The 24,889-nt window shown below is 55.3% G+C and carries 20 protein-coding genes; 8 read left to right on the top strand and 12 right to left on the bottom strand.

What is annotated here, in order from left to right; translation table 11 throughout:
• The first annotated feature begins 118 nt into the window (after positions 1-118).
• From AC3DKS_RS10620 to AC3DKS_RS10610, 3 genes are all read left to right on the top strand, one after another.
• Complete coding sequence (locus AC3DKS_RS10620) at positions 119-2,671, top strand: OmpA family protein (protein ID WP_272606929.1); 2,553 nt, start codon at positions 119-121, stop codon at positions 2,669-2,671.
• 47 nt (positions 2,672-2,718) lie between these two features.
• Positions 2,719-2,889 (top strand): DUF6747 family protein, encoded by a 171-nt coding sequence (locus AC3DKS_RS10615; RefSeq protein ID WP_015753339.1) that lies wholly within the window; start codon positions 2,719-2,721, stop codon positions 2,887-2,889.
• 193 nt (positions 2,890-3,082) lie between these two features.
• A complete protein-coding gene (locus AC3DKS_RS10610; RefSeq protein ID WP_015753340.1) occupies positions 3,083-3,253 on the top strand; it encodes a DUF6747 family protein in 171 nt (56 codons plus the stop codon).
• 91 nt (positions 3,254-3,344) lie between these two features.
• Here the strand turns inward: AC3DKS_RS10610 and AC3DKS_RS10605 are convergent, their stop codons facing one another.
• The 3 genes from AC3DKS_RS10605 to AC3DKS_RS10595 all read right to left on the bottom strand — a co-directional run bounded on the left by AC3DKS_RS10605 (position 3,345) and on the right by AC3DKS_RS10595 (position 7,264).
• Positions 3,345-4,358, bottom strand: coding sequence for a DUF4837 family protein (locus AC3DKS_RS10605; RefSeq protein ID WP_272606930.1), 1,014 nt, complete (start codon positions 4,356-4,358; stop codon positions 3,345-3,347).
• Between the two features lie 29 nt (positions 4,359-4,387).
• Positions 4,388-5,965, bottom strand: a complete 1,578-nt coding sequence (locus tag AC3DKS_RS10600; protein ID WP_272606931.1) for a LysM peptidoglycan-binding domain-containing protein — start codon at positions 5,963-5,965, stop codon at positions 4,388-4,390.
• A gap of 108 nt (positions 5,966-6,073) precedes the next feature.
• Entirely contained in the window at positions 6,074-7,264 is a 1,191-nt protein-coding gene (locus tag AC3DKS_RS10595; protein ID WP_015753343.1) for a phosphoglycerate kinase, read from the bottom strand.
• 108 nt (positions 7,265-7,372) lie between these two features.
• Between AC3DKS_RS10595 and AC3DKS_RS10590 the strand changes: the two genes are divergently transcribed.
• Positions 7,373-8,539 carry a DNA polymerase III subunit gene (locus AC3DKS_RS10590; protein WP_272607133.1) on the top strand — a complete coding sequence of 389 codons (1,167 nt, stop codon included), beginning with the start codon at positions 7,373-7,375 and terminating at the stop codon, positions 8,537-8,539.
• Positions 8,536-8,931, top strand: a complete 396-nt coding sequence (locus AC3DKS_RS10585; protein WP_015753345.1) for a hypothetical protein — start codon at positions 8,536-8,538, stop codon at positions 8,929-8,931. The genes AC3DKS_RS10590 and AC3DKS_RS10585 overlap by 4 nt, the downstream gene beginning before the upstream one ends.
• A 59-nt stretch (positions 8,932-8,990) precedes the next feature.
• Here AC3DKS_RS10585 and AC3DKS_RS10580 read toward each other — a convergent pair whose 3' ends face one another.
• From AC3DKS_RS10580 to AC3DKS_RS10560, 5 genes are all read right to left on the bottom strand, one after another.
• The gene (locus AC3DKS_RS10580) at positions 8,991-9,497 is read right to left on the bottom strand and encodes an OmpH/Skp family outer membrane protein (protein ID WP_015753346.1); all 507 of its coding nucleotides are present in this window, start codon (positions 9,495-9,497) and stop codon (positions 8,991-8,993) included.
• Positions 9,498-9,779: 282 nt separating this feature from the next.
• Positions 9,780-10,637 carry a class I SAM-dependent methyltransferase gene (locus tag AC3DKS_RS10575; protein WP_272606933.1) on the bottom strand — a complete coding sequence of 286 codons (858 nt, stop codon included), beginning with the start codon at positions 10,635-10,637 and terminating at the stop codon, positions 9,780-9,782.
• A gap of 67 nt (positions 10,638-10,704) precedes the next feature.
• Positions 10,705-12,573, bottom strand: coding sequence for a tRNA uridine-5-carboxymethylaminomethyl(34) synthesis enzyme MnmG (gene mnmG, locus AC3DKS_RS10570; RefSeq protein ID WP_272606934.1), 1,869 nt, complete (start codon positions 12,571-12,573; stop codon positions 10,705-10,707).
• Positions 12,574-12,575: 2 nt separating this feature from the next.
• A complete protein-coding gene (gene ybeY, locus AC3DKS_RS10565) occupies positions 12,576-12,998 on the bottom strand; it encodes an rRNA maturation RNase YbeY (protein ID WP_272606935.1) in 423 nt (140 codons plus the stop codon).
• Positions 12,976-16,515 (bottom strand): coiled-coil domain-containing protein, encoded by a 3,540-nt coding sequence (locus tag AC3DKS_RS10560; RefSeq protein WP_272606936.1) that lies wholly within the window; start codon positions 16,513-16,515, stop codon positions 12,976-12,978. Before AC3DKS_RS10560 ends, ybeY begins: the two co-directional genes overlap by 23 nt.
• A 144-nt stretch (positions 16,516-16,659) precedes the next feature.
• On the opposite strand from AC3DKS_RS10560, the gene gltX reads away from it, so the two are divergent.
• Together gltX and AC3DKS_RS10550 are read left to right on the top strand one after the other, a co-directional pair.
• The gene (gene gltX / locus AC3DKS_RS10555) at positions 16,660-18,180 is read left to right on the top strand and encodes a glutamate--tRNA ligase (RefSeq protein WP_272606937.1); all 1,521 of its coding nucleotides are present in this window, start codon (positions 16,660-16,662) and stop codon (positions 18,178-18,180) included.
• A gap of 84 nt (positions 18,181-18,264) precedes the next feature.
• Positions 18,265-19,194, top strand: a complete 930-nt coding sequence (locus AC3DKS_RS10550; RefSeq protein WP_015753352.1) for an SPFH domain-containing protein — start codon at positions 18,265-18,267, stop codon at positions 19,192-19,194.
• Positions 19,195-19,365: 171 nt separating this feature from the next.
• Here AC3DKS_RS10550 and AC3DKS_RS10545 read toward each other — a convergent pair whose 3' ends face one another.
• From AC3DKS_RS10545 to AC3DKS_RS10530, 4 genes are all read right to left on the bottom strand, one after another.
• A complete protein-coding gene (locus AC3DKS_RS10545) occupies positions 19,366-19,581 on the bottom strand; it encodes a DUF6327 family protein (RefSeq protein ID WP_015753353.1) in 216 nt (71 codons plus the stop codon).
• Positions 19,574-19,927, bottom strand: a complete 354-nt coding sequence (locus AC3DKS_RS10540) for a hypothetical protein (RefSeq protein WP_015753354.1) — start codon at positions 19,925-19,927, stop codon at positions 19,574-19,576. Before AC3DKS_RS10540 ends, AC3DKS_RS10545 begins: the two co-directional genes overlap by 8 nt.
• Positions 19,928-19,933: 6 nt before the next feature.
• A complete protein-coding gene (locus tag AC3DKS_RS10535; RefSeq protein WP_272606938.1) occupies positions 19,934-20,314 on the bottom strand; it encodes a YtxH domain-containing protein in 381 nt (126 codons plus the stop codon).
• 340 nt (positions 20,315-20,654) lie between these two features.
• The gene (locus AC3DKS_RS10530; RefSeq protein ID WP_041327457.1) at positions 20,655-22,343 is read right to left on the bottom strand and encodes a glutamine--tRNA ligase/YqeY domain fusion protein; all 1,689 of its coding nucleotides are present in this window, start codon (positions 22,341-22,343) and stop codon (positions 20,655-20,657) included.
• Between the two features lie 289 nt (positions 22,344-22,632).
• Between AC3DKS_RS10530 and AC3DKS_RS10525 the strand changes: the two genes are divergently transcribed.
• A complete protein-coding gene (locus AC3DKS_RS10525) occupies positions 22,633-24,885 on the top strand; it encodes a T9SS type B sorting domain-containing protein (protein WP_272606939.1) in 2,253 nt (750 codons plus the stop codon).
• The last annotated feature ends 4 nt before the right edge of the window (positions 24,886-24,889 follow it).

The raw sequence follows: 24,889 nt of genomic DNA, 5'->3' as shown, positions 1-24,889 counted from the left end.
CGACGTAATTCCCCGGGTTCACAACAAAAAGTTACCCCCCGGTACGGGATGCCTTATTTTCGGGGCATGCAGACGAACGGGCTGAATTCCGTTTCGAGCACCCTCATAACCGACCCCGATGAAGAACCCGTTAAAAATTTGGTTGGCAGCCGGCTGCCTGATCTTCGCGAGTATGCTGCCGGCCCAGGAATCGCCCCGGGCCGAATGGGCGGCTGCGTCCCCGGCCTCCGTTGGCAACAGCCCGGCTGCTGCCGATGCCGATTATGAAGCGGGCCTTCCGGCGGAGCGTACGAATATTTTTGACGAAGCGGCTTTTACCGCGCGCGCCAGCGAGGCCGGGATCCCCGTGCGTCGCTTTGGCCGGCCAGCCTCCGTATCCGACGGCTTTTATCTGATTGTCGGGGTGTTCAAGGAGGGCAAAAACCTCCGGCGTTCGGTGAGGAAACTAAAGCGCCAGGGCCTGGATGCGGGCAGCTTCATCAACCCGGAAAACAACCTGAACTACGTCTACGCCTCCCACTATACAATCCCGGAAGAAGCGCTCCTGGGGGCTACCAGCCAACTGGATGGAAACTATCAGGGAGACTTGTGGATCCTGATCAACGGGGAAATTTCCCCGGCACCGGAACTCCGGGCGCCCGCCGACGAGTTCTCGGCAGGCACCAGCCCCGGGATTGCAGGAAAGGAATCCGCAATGGGGCAAGCCGGCCGGCAAGCCGCGGCAGAAACGCCCATACAGGTATCAACCGGGCAGGGAACCCCCCTGCAGACCAACCGAACCGTATTGTTGCAGCGGGCAGACCGTTATTTCGATATCATGTGGTATGCGGAGGCGGCCCGCCTGTACGAGCAGTTGCTGGACCGGGACGAGAATGCCTACTCTTTTGAGATTATTCGCAAAGTGGCGGACGCCCATTATTTCAATACGGATATGGAGCGCGCCTACCACTGGTACGACATCCTCTACGACCGGTACGGGGACGAGATGAGCGCCGCCAACCTCTTTAAGTACGCACACGCCCTGAAGGGCAACGGCAAATACGGCCGGGCCCGTCGGATTATGCGGCTGTACGACAAGGTGACGGACGCAGGCAGGTCGGGGGAGGCAGGCCAGAACCGGTTGCTGCGCGAAACCGTAATGGACAATATCCTGAACCGGGAGGCCGCATACGGCATCCGGAACCTGGATGTCAATTCGAAGTACTCGGAATTCGGGCCGATGTTCTACCAGGACGACCAAATCGTATTTGCGTCGTCCGTGGATTCCGCGTTCTTTCATACCAGAAGGTATAAATGGAACAACCAGCCCTACCTGGACCTCTATGTTTCCCGCTTGAATGCGGAGGGGGACAACCTGGAACACGGGGTGAAGTTTTCAAAAACCCTGAATACAAAATACCACGAGGCCGGAGTGGCCTTTTCCCCGGACAAACAAACGGTATATTTTACCCGAAACAATTACGGAAAAAGGCTCCGCCGGGACAAGAACGGCGTAAACCACCTGAAACTCTACCGCTCCCGGAAGGTCGGGGATGAGTGGACGGAGGCCGAGGAACTCCCTTTCAACGGGGAGAGCTATTCCACCGGCCACCCGGCCCTGAGCCCGGACGGGAAGCAGCTGTATTTTGTTTCCGACATGCCGGGTACCATCGGGGGAACGGATATTTTTGTGGTAGATGTCCTCGGGGACGGGACATTCTCGGAACCCCGGAACCTGGGGCCGGGTATCAACACCCCTCAAAAGGAAATGTTCCCGTTTATCACCGGGCGGAAACTCTACTTCTCCTCCAACGGCCACGTAGGCCTGGGAGGCCTGGACATTTTTCAGGTTTCCTTCGACGAGGAAATCGGGTTCCTCGAGGTGGAAAACCTCGGGCAACCCATCAACAGTAAAAAGGACGATTTCTCCTATATCGTGGACGAGGCCACCCAAAAGGGGTTTTTTGCCTCCAACCGGGTGGGCGGCAAAGGGGATGACGACCTGTATTCCTTCCAGCGCCTGTTGCCGGAGGAAACCAACGAGAACGCCATTGCCGGCGTGGTGACGGACCTTGTAACCGGGGATGCGATTCCCGAAGCCCTGGTCACCCTCCTGGATGCGAATAACCGGAAACTCAAGGAAATTGTCACGGAGGCCGACGGAAGTTTTGTCTTCCAGGACCTGGACAGCAATACGCGCTACCGAATCCTGGTGGAAAAAGCAACGTATTCCGAGCAACAGGAAGAGGTCGCCACCCGGGACAACGAACAGGTAGACGTGGAACTGCCCATGAGGAAACTCCGGGAACGGATCGTCGTGGAGGACGGGGTCCGCAAACTCAAGACCGGACCGATCTACTTTAATTTCGACAAACACAACATCCGCTCCGATGCCGCCGAAGAACTCGACAAGCTCGTTGCCGTGATGCAGGAATACCCGAGTATGGTGATTGCCATCGAATCCCATACAGATTCCCGGGGAAGCAGCGTTTACAACCGCTACCTCTCCGATCTCAGGGCCAAGTCCACGCGCGCCTACCTGATCGAGAACGGCATCGACCCGTCACGGATCCAGAGCGCCAAGGGGTACGGAGAAGACCGGTTGCTGAACGATTGCGACGGTAGCGTCCGTTGTACCTCCCAACAGCACCAGCTCAACCGCCGGTCCGAATTCATCGTCGTGGACATGTAGTCCCGCCGTCGAGGACATGTAGTCCCGCAAACTTTAAAGCCAAACACATGAAAACCATCACGCTTATCGCCGAAATCTACCGGGAGGCCTTCCAGGCTATCGGGTCCTTCGTGGTCCGCAATCTCTACAGGATCCTGTTCTGGTTCTGTTTTGCCTGCTATCTGATTGCCCTTTACGCTTTCATCTACCGGGTCGCCACGGGCTTTGCCTTTGATTGACGTCTCCCAGCCCCGGTAAGACTGCGGGCTACGGCTTTGTCCCCGCCCTGTTCGTCGAATATTTAAACCCTTCGCCGAACAGACGTACAATCCGTCCCGCTTTGACTAATTTTTCCGTGCTTTACCCGATTTTTAAGGGATTCGCCAGGCGTCCGTTGATCTTTGACCCTGTAGAACCACTTAAAAGCCCCCTATGGAAAAATTATTACTCCTTAAAGAAATTTACCTGGAAGCATTTCGCAACTGGACCAACCTGATCCTGCAGCGCTATTTCAAGGCCTTTTCCTGGTTTTGTTTTGCGCTCTGGATAGTGACCATGTACGCCTTTATTTTCCGGGTTTCCACCGGATACGCGTTTGACTGATCGGGTGTGTTACAATTAAAAAAAGCCCTGCGGTTCGCAGGGCTTTTTTTTGTCTTATGCGTCGGTCTTCAGCCCACGCGCATTATTCCGGCTACTTCGCCGCCGGGGCGGAATCCGCGGGGGAATTGCCGAAACGGACCGTCCGAAGGATGGCCTCCAGCTCAAACATATAGTCCCGCTTGTTGGTGGCAGGGGCAAAGGTAAATCCCTCCAGGACCAGTTTGCGGTTGTTCTCCGGGTCGTTGATGATGTAGGTCAGGAACGGGCCCGCCATCGGGTAATTGACGATTTCCCAGATCCCGCGTACCTCGGCTGCCGGCTTCCCCCCGACTTCTGCCGGAAATACAGACGGGGCAAAGGCCTTTTCGGTACCCATATAAGTTACCTTTCCGGGAACGTCCGGGCCCGGGATGTACAGCTTTCCGATGGAATCGCGCATTCGGACGATATCGCGTACAAACGTACTGTCGTTGTCAAAACTGTCGCCCGGCATTTCATAGGCAATGATGTTCATGCTGCCCTTCTGGATTTCCCGGTCTATCCACACAAAGTTTTCCTCCTGATTCCCCACCTTGTAGATAGACGGCAGGCGGAGTGTCACGCCAAACTTATCCTGGAAGATGGTCTCCTTGCTGAGCGAGCGGCGGAACCGCTCCTGGGCCTCTTCCATCTCCATGGTCCGGATGCTGTCGATTATCTGGCCGGCATGGGTTTCGATGGCCGCCATGATGGCGGAATCCGTAGTCCCCTTGACCACTCCTACCATCTGGGGGGAGGCGTAGAGGTCGCTCCGGACCTGGGCCCCCGTCACGCTGTCCCGGGACACGTAAAGCACAGACCTCCGGTGACGTGTGGTCCCCGTGAAAACAGAGGGCGGCATGTGTTCCAGGTTAAAGCGGGGTTCGTCCCAGGTCAGACCGATCAGGGGGGCGGCAAAATGTTCGCGGACCTTATCCCCGACCGCGCCTTCCCACATGGCGTTCGGCATGACCACTGCCACCGTGTTCAGGGCGCCGATGGAGCCCGGTTTGTATTTTTTCTTCGGGGTATCGTCACAGGCCGATAAAACGGCTGCACATGCGATCAGGATAACTAGTTTTCTCATTTTCGATCGGGTTCCTTTTAATGCGGGAATCAGGAGGAGCAATTACAGAGTTTCAACCGGGTCCCGGGCTGCAGGTTGTTCCCGCGAATCCCGTTCCACTCCCGCAGGTTTTCAATGCTGATCCCCGGGTACTTCCGGGAAATCGTCCAGAGCGAATCCCCTTCGCGAACCACGTGGACACGGGGACCCTCCCCGGCATTACCCGCCACCTCGGCCCCGGATCCGGAGGCCTGGGCCTTTGGGGTGGTCACCGGTTTTCTGGGATAGATGGTCAGCCGCTGGCCAATCCGAAGGTCGTTGCTCCGCAGGCCGTTCCAGCGCTTAATCTGGCTGATGCCGACCCCGTAGCGTTCGGCGATCTTTCCGAGGTAGTCCCCGCTGCGCACCCGGTAGCGGATCCGGTCTTCGGCTTCCACCAGTTGCGGCAGGGCATTTTCCTTCTTTTTGAGTTCTTCCCGGGCCAGGGCATATACGGCCTCTTCGTTTGCGACAAAGGTGCCGATGGCCCTGCGGGGGAGCCGGAGCACGTAATTCTTCCCGTCGATTTTCGGGATGATCCCCAATTTGAAGGCCGGGTTGAGCATGGCGATTTCCTCTTTGTCCACCCCGGTTACTCGCGCAATCTGGTCGAAGGTAAGCGTGGCCCGCACCCAAACGGTATCCGTTTCAAAATAAGGCCGTTCTGCCGGGGTAAAGCCCAGGCCGTGTTCGGCGGCGTATTCAAAAATATACATGGCCGCAAAAAAGGCGGGCACGTATCCGGCTGTCTCCCGCGGCAGGAAATTCCGCAGGTTCCAGTAATTCGTATAGCCCCCGGATCGCCGGATGGCTTTATTGACGTTCCCGGGGCCGGAATTGTAGGCGGCCAGGGCCAGGTCCCAGTCCCCGAAAATACCGTGGAGCCGCTTCAGGTACTGGGCGGCTGCCTCCGTAGATTCAATCGGGTCGTTGCGTTCGTCTACATAGCTGCTCACATCCAGGTCGTACATACGGCCGGTACTGTACATAAACTGCCAGAGCCCGGTGGCGCCCACGCGCGAACGCGCTTTCGGGTTCAGGGCCGATTCCACGATGGCCAGGTACTTGATCTCCAGCGGCAGGTCGTGCCGGTCCAGGGCCTCCTCAAACATCGGGAAGTAAAACTGGCTGGCCGTCAACATGCGTTCCATCAGGTCCCGTTTCCGGGTCAGGAAGGTTTTCACCACGCTCTCCAGGGAGGTGCTGTAAACGATGTTAAACGGGGTCCTTTGGTTGAGTCGTTCCAGGCGGTCCTTGAACACCTCCGTGTCGAAGGAGGGGATGCTGTCGGGGGCGTTTTCCAAAGCAGCCAACCGGACTTCCTCATACATCTCGGGAAAGCGTTCGGCAGCCTGCCGGAGTTCGCCCATCCAGAGGCTGTCATAACGGGCGGCGAGTTCGTGGTCGCGCATACGGGCGGAATCCGTGGCCGAAAATGCCACTTCCGCCACATCTGCCAGACCGGCAACCCGGGCAGCCACCGGACGAGGTTTCAAGGTATCCGCGGGCCGGGTAACGGCCGTGGAATCGCCCTGCCCGAAGGCCGTGCCAAACAGGGCCAGAGCGCATACGACAAATAGCTTTTTCATTTGATTTCCAGCGTGTTTGAAGTGGGGGTTAGCGAAAATCGCATAATTTTATATAAGAACGAAATTTTTGCCGTTAAAGTGCGGCAACCCCCCTTTTGGTTGAGGGAACTAGCTGCCGCGAATAGCTGCAATCCCCGGAAGGGTGCGACCTTCCAGGCTTTCCAGCATGGCGCCTCCTCCGGTAGATACATAGCTCACCTTTTCGTCAAAGCCAAATTGCTTCACGGCGGCCACCGAATCGCCCCCTCCGACCAGGGAAAACGCCCCGTTACGCGTAGCCTCGGCTACATAGTTCCCCACGGCAATGGTCCCCTTGGCAAAGTTGGGCATCTCAAATACGCCCACCGGGCCGTTCCAGAGGATGGTCCGGGATTCCAGGATCACTTTCCGGAATCGCTCCAGGGTTTCGGGTCCGGCGTCCAGGCCCTGCCAGCCGTCTTCGATGGCGTCCACAGCCATGATCCGGGACTCCGCATCATTGTCAAAGGCATCGGCTGCCACCACATCCACGGGCAGGTGTACGGCCACCCCTTTGGCCTTCGCTTTCTCCAGGATGGAAAGCGCCAGATCCGTTTTATCCGGCTCGCAAATGGAATCCCCCACGGAGCCTCCCCGGGCCTTGACAAAGGTGTACGTCATCCCGCCCCCGATAATCAGGTGGTCGATCTTGTCGAGGATGTTCTCGATGATGGTGATTTTGGATGAGACCTTGGCACCCCCCAGGATGGCTGTAACCGGTTTTTCGCCGGTTTCCATCACCTTGTCGATAGCTTCAATTTCCCGGGCAAGCAGGTATCCGAAACATTTCTTTTCCGGAAAGAATTCGGCCACCACCGTAGTGGAGGCATGCGGCCGGTGGGCCGTCCCGAAGGCGTCGTTTACATAGATATCCCCCCACTGGGAGAGCTTCCGGGCAAACTCGCGGTCGCCGGCTTCCTCCTCCCCGTGGAACCGCAGGTTTTCCAGCAGGAGGATCTCCCCGCTCTGGAGTGCCTCTACCTCGGCGGCTGCAGAATCCCCGATGCAATCCGATGCGAATTTTACTTCCACCCCGATGATATCGGATACCGTATCGACGATATGGGACAGCGACAGGTCCGGGTTCGGGCTGCCTTTGGGACGGCCCAGGTGGCTCATCAGTACGGCGCTGCCGCCATCCTCCAGGATTTTGATAATGGTGGGTTTGGCCGCTTCAATGCGGTTCGTGTCGGTCACTTGGAAGTCCTCGTTCAGGGGCACGTTGAAATCTACACGTACCAGTGCTTTCTTGTCCTTGAAGTCAAATTTGTCAATCGTCATGGTGTTGCGGTTTATTGGCAGACCCAAAAATAATATATAATGCACGGACCATTTGCCCCCAACCCATTTAATTTCGGGGCCGCGACGCAAAAGTGCTATATTTGGTCCATGCGTTTTGCCGACATTCTGGGGCTTGCCCACCTGAAGAAACACCTGACTTCCAGCGCAGACGGCGGACGGATCCCCCACGCCCAGTTGTTTGTCGGGCCGGAGGGGTGCGGCACCCTCCCGATGGCCGTCGCCTATGCCCGGTATATCCTCTGCGGGAATTCCGGGGGCGAAAACGACGGGCCCAATACCGCCTGCAACTCCAAATGCGAGCGGCTCGCCCACCCGGACCTGCACTTTGCCTTTCCCGTGGCGAATTCGGACACGGTCAAAAGCCACGCTGTGAGCGACCACTACCTGCCCCGGTGGCGGGATTTTGTCCGGGAGCAGCCCTACGGCAACCTTTTTGACTGGTACCGCTTTATCGGGATTGAGAAAAAACAAGGGCAGATCGGCGTGGATGAAGCGCACGACATCGTTAAGAAACTCAGCCTGAAATCCTATGAAGGAGGGTATAAGGTGATGATTGTCTGGATGGCCGAACGGATGAATATCCCGGCGGCTAACAAACTGCTGAAACTCATCGAGGAGCCCGCCCCGAAAACCGTGCTCATATTGATTGCAGAGGACGAAGAACTTCTGTTGCAAACCATCCGGAGCCGGTGCCAGCTGCTGCATTTCCCCCCCCTGCCCGAAGTGGTGATCGCCGACGGCCTGGTGGTCCGGGGCTCCAACCGGGAAGAAGCCACGCAAATTGCCCAGGAGGCCAATGGAAATTTCAACAAGGCGCTGGACCTGTTAAACAAGGACAGCGAGGACCTGGTATTTGAGCGATGGTTTGTGCAATGGACGCGCACGGCTTTCAAGGCCAAAGGAAACAAGGGGGCGGTCCACGAATTGATCCTCTGGAGCGAGGAGGTGGCCAAAACCGGCCGGGAAACGCAAAAGAAATTTCTCTCCTACTGCCTGTCCGTTATCCGGCAAGCCCTGCTGATGAACTACCGGGCGGATGCCCTGGTGTATATGAAGATGCGTCAGCCGGATTTTGACTTGCGGAAGTTTGCGCCTTTCGTGCACGAAAACAATGTGCAACCCATGGTGCGCGAACTGGAATCTGCCCTCTACCACATTGAGCGGAATGGGAATGCCAAGATCATTTTCACGGATCTGTCAATCAAACTGACCCGGCTGCTACACGCCCGGGCCGCAAACATCCAGGAATCATGAACACGCTATTGGAACACGCTGCCGAAATCCTCATCCTGCTTTTTCTGATCATCACATTTATGCAGAGCGGAATCGATAAGGTAATGGACTGGACGGGCAACCTGAGCTGGCTGCGTTCCCACTTTTCCGAAACCCCTTTACAGGGACTGGTACCTGTCCTTTTGGCTATCGTCCTGATTGCAGAAATGCTGGCGGGGATTCTCTGCGCCGTGGGTCTGGTCCAATTGCTCCTGTACGAATCCGGAAAAATCGCGCTGTTGGGCGCTATTGTTTCCTGCGTGTCCCTGCTGATGCTGCTTTTCGGCCAGCGGCTCGCCAAGGACTACGACGGGGCCAAGACGATAGCGGTTTACTTTATCCCGGCCGTATTCCTGGTCTTCCTGTTACAGTAGATCCCGGCGCCCGGATACCCCCGGGCAGTGGCTGCCCGGGCCCCTGATTAAGCAACAGGCTACTGCGTGGCCTGCTCGTTCAGATATTCGAGCACTTTATCTGTAATGTCCTGGCTTTCAGATCCATACAGAACCGTGCCTCCTTCTCCTCCGGCCAGGATGTACGTGTAGCCATTGTTCTGGCCATACTCCCCAATGCGCTCTTTGACCTCCATGAGGAGGCTATCCATTTTCTGCTGGCCCTGTTGCTGCATGCGCTGCTCCTCCTGTTGCAATTGTGCCCCGATTGCCTGGCCCCGTTGCTGCAAGGCCCCAAATTCCTCCTGGGCTTGTTGCTGGGACATGCTCTTGGTTTTATTCTGGAGGCTTTGTGCTTCAATCTGGAAGGCCTGGGAAATACTGTCGCGGCGTTGGGCGAAGGCTTCTGCACGGGAATTGTAAGTAGCTTCCAGATCCTTCTTTTTGCTGTAGCCGTCCAGTAGTGTCGCATAATCTACGTAGGCTACTTTATTTTGCTGGCAACTGCTCAAGATAATGGCGGCTGCCAAAAGAATTACTTTTTTCATGTGTACCTGATTTTTTAGGTGCGGGGCAAAAATAGGGGATTTGGGCCTTTCGTCGAACCTCCATCCAATTTATCTTTTTGCATGGAGGCCATACCGATTTGTAATGCGGCCCCCCCGATGGAGGAAGCGGTTTGGGCTGCTATAGACGTACGCTATGCTGTTTTTGTATTTTCATATCCTGAGTCTATTTAGAAGTTGGGCTTTTTAAAGCCTTTGAGGGCATTTAACAGCCTGCGTGAACCCCATGGGTGTCTGCCGTTGTTTTGAGCCCGTAAAAGGGCGCTATGGCCCTGAGTTGCCTGTCGGCCCCCTCCTTCCCAACACATAGACCACGGAAGAAGGTTCCCGGGTAAACAGGGCTCCCAGGTTTGAAGTGAGCCCTTTCCATGGAGCCACCAGCGCCGCCCAGCGGTTGGCCTTGTATTTTTCCGATAGCCAGGACACATAAAAGGCGTCCAGCCACATCGGTCGCATAGCGATACACTCCAGCCCGTATGTGCCGAAAAGATCTTTTACGGAATGCTTTGAAAAATGCCAGAGATGCCTGGGCACGTCGTAGGCTGCCCAGTATTCCCGATAGTGGCGGGCATCCCAGGAACGGTGGTTGGGCAGGGCCAGGATCAGTCGTCCATCTGGCTTTAGTCGATTGAGTAAATCGGAAATGGTTGCTTCCAGATCGGGGATATGCTCCAGTACGTGCCAGAGCACAATCGCGTCATTGGCAGCTGCGGGCACTTCGTGCAACTTCTCAAATACTTTGAGTTTTTTCTGCAAGGCACGATGTCTGGCTCCCCTATTTGGCTCTACCCCGCTCACGCTCCAGTGGCGGGAAGCAACCTGTAAAAAGTCTCCCTGTCCCGTACCAATCTCCAGCATCTCCCCTCCGGTGGGGACGAATTTTGCCACCAACCGGACCTTCCAATTTACGCTCCATGCCCGGGCCAATTGATACAATCGGCCAAACAGCGTTTCCGGACGATCGCGATGTGAAAGGTATTCTCGGGATTCGTAGTAGCGCGTCAGGTCCTCGGGCACGGGATGAGTCATCAGCAGGCCGTGTATTTTGTCATGCCGGTGCAGTTGGAATTCCTCCCCGCTCACCATATAGTCTCTGGTGGTCAAAACTGGATCCTGGAGCATCGAGGGGGGTTTCGTTGAATTTTCGGCCATCATTTACGCGTTCTTGTCCGGATTGTTCCACGTGGAACTATCGATTCAAAAAAACCATCAGGACGCTGATGTCGCTTGGGGATACCCCGCTTACCCGCGAGGCCTGTGAGAGGGTTGCGGGACGGATCCGGCCGAGTTTTTCCCGGGCTTCGTAGGAGAGCGATTTTACCTGGCTATAATCAAAACCTTCCGGTATCTTAACATTCTCGAGACGCTGCAATTTATCTGCATTGTTCTTTTCCTTTTCGATATATCCGGAATATTTCACCTCAATTTCAGCCTGCTCAAGCACTTCCTGCCCCAGCTGGTTCTCCCGAACATATTCCGATACACTCTCCAGTTGCATCATATGCTCCATTTGCACCTGAGGCCTGGAAAACACCTTAAATAATTTATCGCCCTGATCCACATTTTTCGATCCGACAGTTTCCAGGATGGGGTTGATTTCTTCCGGGACAAAGCTGGTCTTTTTAAAGAACCCGACCAAATCCTGGGATTGGGCCTTCTTCTGCTCCACTGCCCGCATGCGCTCTTCGCTTGCCAGGCCCATCCGAAAGGACTTCTCCGTAAGCCGCAGATCCGCATTGTCCTGTCGCAATAAAGTGCGGTACTCCGCACGACTCGTAAACATCCGGTAGGGTTCTTCCGTGCCCTTGGTAATCAGGTCGTCGATCAGTACCCCGATATACGCTTCGTCCCGCCGCAGAATAAACGGCTCCTTTTCATTTAATTTCAAGTGGGCATTGATCCCCGCCATCAAACCCTGGGAAGCGGCTTCTTCATACCCCGTTGTGCCGTTGATCTGCCCGGCGAAATACAAATTCCCAATGAGCTTCGTCTCCAAGGTATGCCGTAACTGGGTGGGGGGAAAATAGTCGTACTCAATGGCATAACCCGGACGGAAAAACTTCACGTTTTCGAATCCTGCCACTGAACGCAGCGCACGGAACTGGACGTCTTCCGGGAGGGAAGTTGAGAAGCCGTTTACATAGACCTCAACGGTATCCCATCCCTCCGGTTCCACAAACAATTGGTGCCGGTCTTTATCCTTAAACCGGTGGATTTTATCTTCAATTGAGGGGCAATACCTCGGGCCGATGCTTTGGATGCGACCATTAAACATCGGGCTCCGGTCAAACCCCTCCATCAATAATTCATGTACCTCCGGACTCGTATACGTCATATGACATTCCCTTTGCCTTGTAAGTTTAGGAGTGTCCAGATACGAGAAACGACCCGGCTCTGCGTCACCTGGCTGGGGGATCATCTTAGAAAAATCAAGGCTCCTGCCGTCCACGCGAGGCGGTGTGCCTGTTTTCATACGACCGGTATCAAAGCCCATTTCTGCAAGCTGCTCGGTGATGCCCCGGGCAGCGCGTTCCCCCGCCCGACCACCGCCGAATTGCTTTTCGCCTATATGGATTAATCCATTCAGAAAAGTCCCGTTGGTAAGAACCACGCACCGGCCACGGATTTCCAACCCGAGAGAGGTACGCACCCCTACCACCCGATCTTCCGAAACGATCAGATCACTGACCATTTCCTGGTAAAAATCGAGGTGCTGGGTACGTTCCAGCGACAACCGCCATTCTTCTGCAAACCGCATCCGATCATTCTGGGTGCGGGGACTCCACATGGCCGGTCCTTTGGATTTGTTCAGCATTTTAAACTGTATGGCCGACCGGTCGGATACGATACCACTGTAGCCTCCCAGGGCGTCAATTTCCCGGACAATCTGACCCTTGGCAATGCCACCCATGGCAGGGTTGCAGGACATCTGGCCAATGGTCTGAAGGTTCATGGTAACCAGCAGGGTTTTTGAGCCCAGGTTAGCTGCAGCAGCCGCAGCCTCGCATCCGGCGTGACCTCCACCTACTACTATTACGTCGTACTCTTCCGTAAACATACTCATTGTTTCACGTGGAACATTCGCAGGCAGGCAGACTCTTCCTGCCGCATAATATCCTTTTCCTTCTCCGTACTGTCGCCGAAACCAATCAAATGCAAAACCCCGTGGATCATCACGCGTGCGAGTTCTTCCTCAAATGGTACGCAATACGTTTTGGCATTATCCCGGATTCGATCTATTGAAATAAAAATATCTCCGCTAACGTCATCTTCCAGGTCGTTCTCGAAGGTGAGGATGTCTGTGTAATAATCGTGGCCCAGATATTTATGATTCATCTCCAGCAAATAATCATCCGAACAAAAAACGAATTGCAGTTCCCCGGGTGTTAATTCCCTGGAATTCAAGACATTAATAATCCATTCGGTATAATTGGCCGGATTGGGCAGGGAAAAATCCGTCTCACTGTGGTAATCGATCCTCATCCTGGAAATACGCCTTAATTTTGTTCTTGTAAATGCGGCGCAAAGGTAATACTTGCCTGTTTAATATTTCAACGTTTTCACCCTCATTTTCAAATACTTCTGGCCGGGTGGTAATTGGGTTCATATAGGTCCTGGTACTTGTCCGGCTTTCCCGTTCTTCTTTCTCCCCTTGTTGAAAGGAGGCATTTTCCAGCTTCATCAATTGTTGCTGGATTCGGTTCATTCGGTCCGCTGTCCGGGTAGTGACGCCGTTTCGCAATAATTCTTCCTCGAATTGCTCCATTTCACGGGCAATTCGTTGTGCCAATTCCCTGTCTGAATTATCGATCATGTCCTGTAATTGCTCTTCGAGACGGTTGCGGATAATCTGCTGCTGCTTATAGATTTCAAACAATTCCTGATAGCTCATTTCATCCCCGTTAGAACCACCGGTTCCTTCGCCGTTCTCCCCCCCGGAACCCTGACCATCTTGCCCATCCTGGCCCTGGTTTTGTCCCTGTCCTTTTCCATTCTCACCGTTACCCTGGCCTTGTTCCCCGGAGCCCTCCTGACCTCCCTGGCCTTGCTGGCCTTGTTGGCCCTGGGATCCTTCGCCCTGTCCTTCGCTTCCCTGTTCGCCTTGTTCACCCTGTCCGGATTCGCCGGATGATTCCCCTTGGTTCCCCTGGCTGCCTTCCTGGGAATTGCCTTCCTGAGACCCTTGCATCCGTTGACGGAGTTCTTCCTGGCTCTGGATAATATCCGGAAGCTGAAAGTCGTTGCCTGAACCCTCTCCTTTTCCCGGCATCATGGATTGTTGCATGGATTCGAGCATTTCGGCAAGCATGGATGCCAACTCATTGGCAGCAGTAATTACATATTGCTGATAGGAGGCGCCCCGGTACCATTGATTCTCGCTCAGGCTTTCAAGGCCCTTGTCTACGTTGTAATATACTTCGGCTATCTGTTTATTCACCTGTTCTGATACCTGGGGTTGGCGTAGCGAGAGGGCAAACAAACTGTCATCCACATGCTCGAAAAGCTTCCTGAGCTCTTGTTGCTGCCGTATATCCCCGCTAAGGGAGGCGGCACCTTCTTCGAGTTTCTGTACGGCGTCGTAAAGCGTCTCCTGCTTAAAGGAAAAGACCACCAGGTTATCAAGGATCTGGCGCAACATCTCGGCGTCTTCCGCTGTGGATTCGCTCCCACCTCCCGAAGCGGCAGATTGCTGCAGCGCTTCGGACAATTCCCGGATCTTCCGGGCAGCAGCCTTCTGTTTCTTACGCGTACTGGACGGTTCGGATTGCTGATCCCTTGTTTCCGAAGTTTCCGGCGCATGAAGCTTTTCCAATAATTCCTGTGCATCCTTCTGGTCCTGAGAAGCACTTTCCTCCTTCTGTGTATCCCGTTTCCATGGGAGGGGTTGCTTCAGGTCCTGGTTGCTTTTCTCGAGTTCCGACAATTCCCTGCGCAAACTATCGAATTCTTTACGGAGTTTATCCTGTTGTTCCGCGGAGAAATTTTCCATCATGTTCTCCAGCTCCGAGAGGATATCCTGCCGTTCTGCAAGCTCTTTCAGTTGTGCAGCCAGCTGCCGCGACTTTTCCTGCACATAATACCGTTTGGTAAGCTCCAGCAATTGTTCCATGCTGCGCCGGTTGCCCTCCTGCCGTTTGCCGATTTCCTCCATGCGCTCCCTCAGGGCGTCCTTGTCCAGTTGGTCCAGGACCTTCTGCATCTCCTCCATCAATTGGGCATTTTTCCTCGCTTCAATTTCCTGCCGTTCCAGGCGTTCCTGGAGCAATTCCCGGAAGGGGTCCTTTTTGGCTTCTTCGGACTCGAGGTTCTCGCCGAGCTCCTTGCTGAATTTTTCCATCAGCCATTCCTGCTTCAGCTGTCTGTTGAGTACGTCCTTGAGTTTCTGCTGGTCGTTGAATTCAAGATTGCGCTTCTCCTGTTGTTCCTTTCGAAAGGCCTCCAGTTCCTCTTGCAGCTTTTCCTGGGTCTCCCGGGTTTTCCCCAACCCGTCAAGAAGGGAATTCTGATAGTCCAGTTGCTGATCCCGTAACTCCTCAGGAGTATACTGGGTAAGCCTGAACAGTTCACTTTCACGAACCTTACCGCCCCGCAATCCGTCGTTGTCGCGGATGCGGAACTGTACGATGTAATCCGTTCCGCTTTCCAGATTCAATCCGGATGGAAATGTGTAGTAAAAAGTATGATAGGTTCCTCCCGGCACATCGAGATCCACTTCCCGTACAGCCTCCTCGTCCCCTTCCGGGTAACAGATAACCGTTAGCTTCCCCAGGCCGTAATCATCGGAAACCTCTCCTGAAAAATAGGCCAGGTTCGGTTCCAGGGAGTCCCGCACCATCCGCGCACGGATGTCCGGATACTCATCCCGGATCACCTCAATCCGATATCTGAGCTTATCGTATCCCGATACATCCCGGTTGGACGTGCTGAGCATATAATCCGTGGGCCGGAAAACGCGACGTGCAAGCGAAAAGGTATTTCCCTCCCGTGCTGCAAACAGTACTGTGTCCTTATCTTCATACCGGACGGTATCTGTGTGTACAGTAGCGATATTCCAGCGAATTCGCGTGCCCTCGGGCACAGTGATACTGCCGGTTCCCTGGACTTGTTGTCCGGTTCGCTGCAGATAGGCCGGGTATTCCAGCTCCATACCAAACCGGTCTATTACCGGCACGCGAACCACCTCCAGCCGGTAGGCCGGGGATTGCACCTCGTTGGCCTCAAAGTAGAGATCCATGTCTACCAATGGCGGGCGAAAGGTGTATTCGAAATGTGTGGCCTTGTCTTCCATCAATAGGCGGCGCCCCCCGGCAACCAATTCCACGGTTTCAGGCTGCACGTCCCCCACAGTGCGCACCTTCAGGGTAAACGCCTGATTCTCCCGCGACCTGAGTTCCGGGTTGACCAGGCGGAAAGCGAATGGAGCGGGGGGTTCGTAGGCCGTTCTGTAATCGACGACCCGCTGGTAGGAATCCAGGAAATCCAACCCTTTGCCGGTGAGCCAGAGCGCCCCGATAAACAACAAAGGGAGCACGGCATAACGCGCATAGCGCCATCCGTCCTGCATACGAACGGCCCTGGCAAAAGGCACGTGTTTCAGGTTGCGGGAGCGCTGTTCGATACTGGCGAGGAGCAATTCGGACTGACCCGGGTTCTCGGCGAGCTCCAACAGGTTATACAACCGGTCGCCTACCTCGGGGAAATGCCGGCCGATCATGGAAGAGCCCTCTTTATAACTGAGACCGCGCTGTAAACGGAACAACTGCAGAACCGGTTGTACCAGGTACCGGAAAAACAGAAGCAGCTCAATGCCCACCAACGCCCAGAACAGGATCCTGCGCAATCCGCTTCCCATCCACAACAGGTACTCCAGGCCGCTGACCAGCAGCAGGAGGAGCCCGCCGAAAAACAGGAACAGGAAAGTGCCTTTGAGCAACTGCCGCAGGTAGTAGCGCGTCAGGAACTTCTCCAGTTTTCCGATAATGAGTTGATACGGTTCCAAAAAGCGAATCTTTACCACCAAGATAGGCAGCTTCCGGGAATACGGGGACTAAAATCATGTTAAAAGGCCGGCGGGGCCCGGTCTGTAAGCTTCGCTTGTCATCCGGTCCGGCCTGCCTATCTTTGCAATTCAAATTCCAATCTGATGAAACAACCCGTCCGCGTCCGTTTTGCCCCGAGCCCGACCGGCCCTCTGCACATCGGCGGTGTCCGCACGGCTCTATTCAATTATTTGTTTGCCAAAAAACACGGGGGGGATTTTATCCTGCGGATTGAGGATACCGACCAGAACCGCTTCGTGAAAGGGGCGGAAGAATATATCGTGGAATCCCTGGAGTGGCTCGGCATCCCCTTTGATGAAGGCCCCGGGAAAGAAGGGGGCCATGGGCCCTACCGCCAGAGTGAGCGCAAGGACCGCTATCGGGAATTTGCCGAACAGCTCGTGCAATCCGGCTGGGCGTATTACGCCTTTGACCGGCCGGAGGCACTGGATGCCCATCGGGCCGATCACGAGAAAAAGGGGAAGACCTTCATCTACAACTGGCACAACCGGGAAAAACTGGACAATTCCCTGGGCATGTCCCCGGAGGCCCTCCAATCCCGCCTGGATGCCGGGGACCCGTATGTTATCCGGTTCCAATGGCCCAAAGATCAGACCCTGGAATTCCAGGACCTGATCCGGGGCGACATCCGCATCGACACAAACACCCTGGACGACAAGGTGCTTTTCAAAAGCGACGGGATGCCCACCTACCACCTGGCGAATATCGTGGACGACCACCTGATGGAAATTACCCATGTAATCCGCGGGGAGGAGTGGTTGCCGTCCCTGGCACTGCACATTCAACTTTACCGGGCCTTTGGTTGGGAAGCCCCCCAATTCGCCCACCTGCCCCTGATCATGAAACCGACGGGGAAAGGCAAGCTCAGTAAACGGGACGGGGAAAAAATGGGATTCCCGGTTTTTCCCCTGGAATGGAAAGACTCGGCCGGATACCGGGAATCCGGCTATTTTCCGGAGGCAGTCCTGAACTTCCTGGCTTTATTGGGGTGGAACCCCGGTACGGAACAGGAGCTCTTTTCCCTGGAAGAGCTCATCGAGGCCTTTGACCTGGAGCGCGTCAACAAGTCCGGGGCGCGGTTTGATCCGGACAAAACCCGATGGTACAACCACCAGTACCTGCAGCAGAAATCCCCGGCTGAGCTCGTGCCGGAATTCCGCAGGGTTCTGGAGGGCCGCCATCCGTTTCCGGACAGCCTGGAAGACGCCTACCTGGAACGGGTAGTTGCCCTGTTGCGGGAACGGGCGGACTTCCTCAAGGACATCTGGGAACAGGGCTCGTATTTCTTCAGACAGCCGGAAGCCTACGATGAAAAGGCCGTCCGCAAGCAATGGAAGGAGGGTACGCCCCAGGTGATGGCCCGACTGGCCGATTTACTCGAAACCCGGGACGACTTTTCTTCGGAACACCTGGAAACCTCCGTAAAAGATTGGATCGGTGCGTCCGGGCTGTCCTTCGGACAGGTCATGCCGCCCTTGCGCCTGGTCCTGGTCGGCGCCATGCAGGGCCCCCACCTGTTCGACATCATGGGCCTAATCGGGAAGGATGAAACCGTCGGGCGGATCCGCCTGGCCATCGACCGTCTCGGCGGGAGCCCGAAATAGCACACCGCTGTAACAATTCCCGGGAAATTGCGACCTATAAGGACGATACTTTCGTATTTTCACTAACCCTTAGCAACGCACACTATGATCGCATCATTCCTTTGGATACCCTTCCTGTTCCTGGGGCTGGTTATCCTCTTCAGCTCTTTCTTTATCGTCAAACAGCAAACGGCCGTTATCGTCGAGCGGTTCGGCCGGTTCCAGAGTATCCGGAATTCCGGCCTGCAGATGAAAATCCCGATTGTTGACCGGATTTCGGGCCGCCTCAGCCTGAAGATCCAGCAGCTCGATGTAATTGTGGAAACAAAAACACGGGACGATGTGTTTGTCAAGCTAAAGGTATCCGTTCAGTATGTGGTGATCCGGGACAAGGTGTACGAAGCCTTCTACAAGCTGGAATACCCACACGAGCAGATTACTTCCTATGTATTTGACGTGGTTCGGGCAGAGGTGCCCAAGATGAAGCTGGATGACGTTTTTGTGAAGAAGGACGACATCGCCATTGCGGTGAAGGCTGAATTGCAGGACGCCATGCTCGATTACGGGTACGACATTATCAAGACGCTTGTCACGGATATCGACCCGGACGCCCAGGTGAAAGCCGCCATGAACCGGATAAACGCTTCGGAGCGGGAGAAGATTGCCGCCCAGTTCGAAGGGGATGCCGCCCGCATCCTCATCGTGGAAAAGGCCAAGGCCGAGGCGGAGAGCAAACGGCTGCAGGGACAGGGGATCGCCGATCAGCGAAGGGAAATTGCCAGGGGCCTCGAGGAGTCCGTGGAGGTCCTGAACAAGGTGGGCATCAATTCCCAGGAAGCATCCGCCCTGATTGTGGTTACCCAGCATTACGACACCTTGCAGGCCATCGGGGAGGAAACCAATACGAATCTGATCCTCCTGCCGAATTCGCCCCAGGCAGGCAGCGATATGCTCAACAATATGGTGGCCAGCTTTACGGCCAGCAACCAGATTGGGGAGGCGATGAAAAAACAGAACAAGGACAAAAAGGAGTAGGTGCAGCCGGCTCCGGTAGCAGGCTCCCGGAGTTTCCCAAACTTACCCGGAATTTCCCGGGCCATACGTGAAACGAAAAACCCCGGCCAATGCCGGGGTTGTTTTTTGATTTCAGGCCTGATGTGACTGCTTAAAGACCTTGCCGTAGTGCAGGTCTCCGCAACCGGCGTCTTACCGGCTGAACTTCTGCAGCAACTTTTTCGCCAGAAGGGAGATGGCCAATTTCTGGATGATACCCGTAACCCCCCCAAGCAATTGGGTAGGGTAGAGGCTCTTGCGAGCTTCTGTATAGGAAAGTTTCAGGTTTTCCACCGCAATCTCCTGCTTCAGACGCATAATTTTCAGGTCCTTATCGATCTGTTCAAAAGAGGTATAGCGCTTACTCATCTTCTTCGTAAAAATATTCAGAGAACTTCCGCAGGATGGGGGCGTTCATGGAATCCTTCAGCAGGTAGGCCAGGAGGAACACAACCAGGTATGCCCCGGCCACAATCAGGAACCCGGTGGACAATGAGTCCATCCGCTCCCCGATGGCGTAAGCGCCGGCAACTGAAAGAAATATCAGGGTAAGCAACAGGATAAAGCCCAAAACAAACCCTTTGGCCAGGTAGAGAAAGCTGCGCATGGCGAGCTTAAAGGCCTTGAGTTTATAGTATTCGGCACTGGCCTGCCCGTATTCCTTCAGGTCGCGCTCGGCTTCAGCGGCGCGTTCTTTTAATTCGTCAAAAGCCATTCAGGGCTATGATTTGGCGGCTACTTTCGGTTTTCCGGCTGTTTCTATTACCGGGTCTTTCTGGTACTTGGCGTTCTTCTTTTTCAAATCTGCCAGTTTGTGTTCCAGGGTTTCGATAATATCGTCCGCCTTATAACTCATGGTGGAGATGGTATCCTCCAGGCGCCGCTCGAAATCTTCTTTCTTGGCCTCGGCCGTGCGGCTCAGCTCTTCAGTGGCCCGGGATACCCGAACCGAGATGTCGTCCTTGGCCTGATTGGCCTTTTTCTTGATTTTCTTTCTTGTTTTTGATCCTTTGTCCGGGGCGTAAAGTATGCCTACACCCGCTCCAATTGCCGCTCCTGTCAGAAGCGCCAAGAGTACAGATCCAGTATCGTTAGATGCCATAATTTGAAATTTGAAGTTAAACTTAGTTTTTGATCGGTTACGATCGGTCATAAATAGTATAGTGCAATTTCGTCAGAATATGCGTTAACAGGTCGTTAATTCGGGGGCTGTGCAGGTTTTGAGCACGGTTTTGATCCGGGGGAGCAAAAATACCGGGCAAAAAACGGTCTGTTGGAACTAAAACGGCCTGCGGCCGCGTGTAAGGGCTTCAATGCGGCGCGGCAGTCCGGGAATATGCACCGCCCTCCGATCGGCCCTTAAAAAGGGCCTGAAACAGGCAATTTAAATAGAATATACCGATTGATACAATCGCAGGGATAAGCGCCTTCTATGGCCCTGACTAACCCTCCTTTTGTTCGATTTTGGCCCAGGTATCCCGGAGGGTCACCGTCCGGTTGAAAACGAGCCGGTCCTCCGAAGAGTCCGGGTCCACGCAAAAATAGCCGAGGCGCTGAAACTGGAAACGCTCTCCCGGTTGCGCACCGGCCAGGCCGGGTTCGATCCGGGCCTCCACTACTTCCAGAGAATCCGGGTTCAGGAATTCCATAAAATCCCGGTCTTTATGCTGGTCCGGAGTCGCATCCGTAAAAAGGCGGTCGTACAGCCGGACTTCGGCCCGGTGGGCGTGTTCGGCCGACACCCAATGCAGGGTGCCCTTCACCTTCCGCCGGCTTTCCTCCGTACCGCTGCCGCTGCGGCTTTTGGGGTCGTACGTGCAATGTATTTCGGTGATTGTACCGGATGCATCCTTTACCGCCTGCTCCGCCTTGATGATATACCCGCTCTTGAGACGGACCTCGCCCCCGAGCTTCAGGCGGAAAAATTTCCGGTTGGCCTGTTCCCGGAAGTCTTCCCGCTCAATATAGAGCTCCCGCGAAAATGGAATTTCCCGCGTGCCGGCTCCCGGATCTTCCGGGTTGTTTTCCGTCTCCAGCCATTCGGTTTCCCCTTCCGGGTAATTGGTCAGCACCACCTTCACCGGGTCCAGAACAGCCATGACCCGGGGGGCAATCTGGTTCAGGTGTTCGCGCATGTGGAAATCCAGCAGCGCCACATCCACCACATTGTCCCGTTTGGCAATCCCGATGGTATCCGCAAAATTCCGGATGGCTTCCGGGGTGCATCCCCTGCGCCGGAGTCCGGATATGGTCGGCATGCGCGGGTCGTCCCAACCCGATACATGGCCGCCTTCCACCAGCTGGAGCAGTTTGCGCTTGCTGACGACCGTGTGGCTCAGGTTTCGGCGGGCAAATTCCCGTTGCTTCGGCCGCAACTTCCCCGCTTCGGTCACTGCGTCGAGAAACCAGTCGTACAGCGGCCGGTGGGGCTTGAACTCCAGGGTACAGAGCGAATGGGATACCTGTTCAATGTAATCGCTTTCCCCATGGGTCCAATCGTAGAGCGGATAAATACACCAATCGGTATTTGTGCGGTGGTGGGCCCGATGCAGGATTCGGTACATCACCGGGTCGCGCATCAGCATATTTGGGGAAGCCATGTCAATTTTAGCGCGCAACACATGTGCGCCGGCCTCGAACTTCCCGTCCTTCATGCCCCGGAATAGTTCTAAATTCTCAGATACCGATCGGTTTCTGTGCGGACTGTTCGTGCCGGGTTCCGTGGGCGTCCCCTTCTGGGCGGCGATTTCCTCAGAGCTCTGGCTGTCTACATACGCCTTGCCCTGGCGGATCAGGTCCTCCGCCCAATCGTAAAGTTGCTGGAAATAATCGGAGGCATAGCGCTCTTCCGCCCACTCAAATCCCAGCCAGGAAACGTCCCGTTTGATGGCGTCCACGTATTCCGCTTCCTCTTTGGCCGGGTTGGTGTCGTCAAAGCGCAGGTTTACCGGGGCATCATAGCGCAGGCCCAGGCCGAAATTCAGGCAGATGGAACTCGCGTGGCCTATATGCAGGTAACCGTTGGGTTCCGGGGGAAACCGGAAGCGCAGCTGGTCTTTGGGAAATCCCGAGGCGAGATCGTCCTCGATAATATGCTCGATAAAATTCAGCGATCGGGAATCGGCTGTCATGTATGGGAATTTAAGGCCGTAAAGGTAGAAAAAATGCTGTTCATCGATGCTGATAAATCCCTTATCCGCAAGCCATTCATACAAATACAGTGATTTCACAACATATATGGTCGATGCGACAACAATAAATTCCCTGTGGGCGGGCTTACAGCCATATTTGTTAGACAATGTTTGGTTGCGGTGGCCTGCCACCTGCTCAAATTGGAGCGGGGAACGGCATGGGCAGGGCGCCGGAGCAACCAGGCAAAGTAGGGCATAACCAAGTCGTTAACCAGTAAAAAGGAGTGTCATGAACCTAAAATTACGTATCACCGCAGCCCTACTGTGGGGATTGATGTGCGCCCAGGCCGGGTACGCACAGATTCTCAATGCCCCCGAAGCCGCCCCAAACCAAACCCCGCCACCGGGAACCAACCCCTGGACCGCAGCCTGCGCCTCCGGATCCTTCAACGATTATTGGGCCAATTTCACCTGGAGTCCGCCCCTGGTGAATGCCGACAACGAATTTATCCTGGAGCTCTCCGACGCTTCCGGGGACTTTTCAGGCGCCCGGGAACTCGCCCGGGTGGATGACATGAATACCACATTTGACTTTTATTTCCAGTTCTCTTTGCCAACCGATACACAGGGCGAGGGTTATCGCATGCGCGTACGCAGTACAAGCCCAGCGATGACCAGCCCTGCGTCGGTTGCATACCCCATGTATTATCTGGGTGTCAACAGCGGGATCAATATCCGCCCGCAGGGACAGGCCGATATGGGTGACGGCACCGCACAGGTGTGCGACGGCAATTCGATTACCCTGGAAGTATACAATGTAACCAACCCGGATACCTATCAGTATAACTGGTACCGCAGCGGCACGCTCCTGGCCGATAAGGGCTCCAGCATTACCGTGACCCAGGGGGGTATGTACAACGCCGAAATCGATTACGGATCCTGTTCGGGGTCCGGGAACACGTTGTCGAACCTGATTGACGTGACCAGCGGCAGCAGCCTGGGGATTGCCATCAACCCCCCGGCCAAGAACGCCCTCTGCCCGGGTGAAACCATGGACCTGACCGCGAATATCACCGGCCAGGGCCTCACCTATACCTGGTTCCGGGACGGCAACCCGATCACCCCGCCTACAGTAGATGACGACACGTATACGGTTGATGCCGGTATCGCCGGGTTTGAAGGGGATTATTCCGTGGAAATCTTTGGGGACGGTGCCTGCGTGGAACAATCCGCAACCGTAACCATTACGAATGCCGGCAACTTCACCGTAACCCGGACGAATCCGGCAACCGTAATGGTGTTGCCGGGCCAGACCCAGGACCTGTCTATTACGACGGACGCCTCCGGGGCCGATATCCAGTGGTACCGCAATGGCAGCCCGGTTTCCGGGGCTACCGCAACAACCCTGACGGTTTCCGAGTCGGATACCGGAAACTATTTTGCCCGTGTATCCCTGACCGGCGGAGCCTGTTCGGCAACTTCCATCGACTCGGACCCCACCTCCGTTGTGGTGCCCGCCTCCCTGGAAATGGACATTGCCTACAGCGGGGCCTACGCCGCCTGTACAAATACCGACATCGTGCTGGAGGTGTCCGCCATCCGCGCCCTGGACGGTAGCGGCGGCAGCACGGACGTGACGGCCGACCTGATGGCCGACCTGGCCTTCCAGTGGTACCGCGACGGAACGGCAATCAGCGGTTCTACCGCATCTGCCATCAGCCTGGCCGATATCTCGGAAAACGGATCCTACCATGTGGAAGGGAGTATTTCCTCCTATTCGCCCGCATCCAATACGCTGAGCGTCCAACTGCGGGTAGACGAACTCATTACTATTTCGGGCAGCGAGACCACTGTATGCGGCCCGTCCGATCCCGTTACCATCAGCACCACTACCGACCTGACCGGGGCGAGTTTTGACTGGTTCCGCGACGGGGTCAACCTGAACCTGACCACCCCGTCCATCGATGCCACCACCCCCGGCACCTACCAGCTGGTGGTGATGCGCAGCGGCTGCCCGGTGCCGTCCAACAACCTGGTTCTCAACAGCCTGGATGAAAACCTGATTACCCTGGACCCCGGAACGGATATCCGAATCCCGGAAGGCAGCGCCCGTACGGTTACGGCCTCCGGAGGGGAGACCTACCGCTGGATGGACAGCAACAATATTGAAATCAGCAGTACGTCTTCCTATTCCTTTACGGAAGCGGGTGATTACCTGCTGATTGCCACCATCGGCGGATGCGAAGTGGCCCGGTCGGTGACCGTATCCTACCTGGACACGTTCCGGGTGCCGAATGTGATTTCGGTGAACGGGGACGGCATCAACGACCAGTGGGTTATCCCGAATACCTATTCCAACCGCCCGGAGGTGAATGTGATTATATACAACGAAAAAGGCGAGGAGGTACTGAATGAAAACAGCTACCAGAACAACTGGCCCTCCTCTGCCTCCAGCTTCCCGAAACAGAACATGGTGTTCTATTACAAGATCCGGGATGCTGAAAAAGTCCTGAAACAAGGTACCATTACCGTAATACGCTAACCCG

This window comes from Robiginitalea sp. (assembly GCF_982776155.1).
This window is presented reverse-complemented; position numbering and strand designations above follow the sequence as displayed.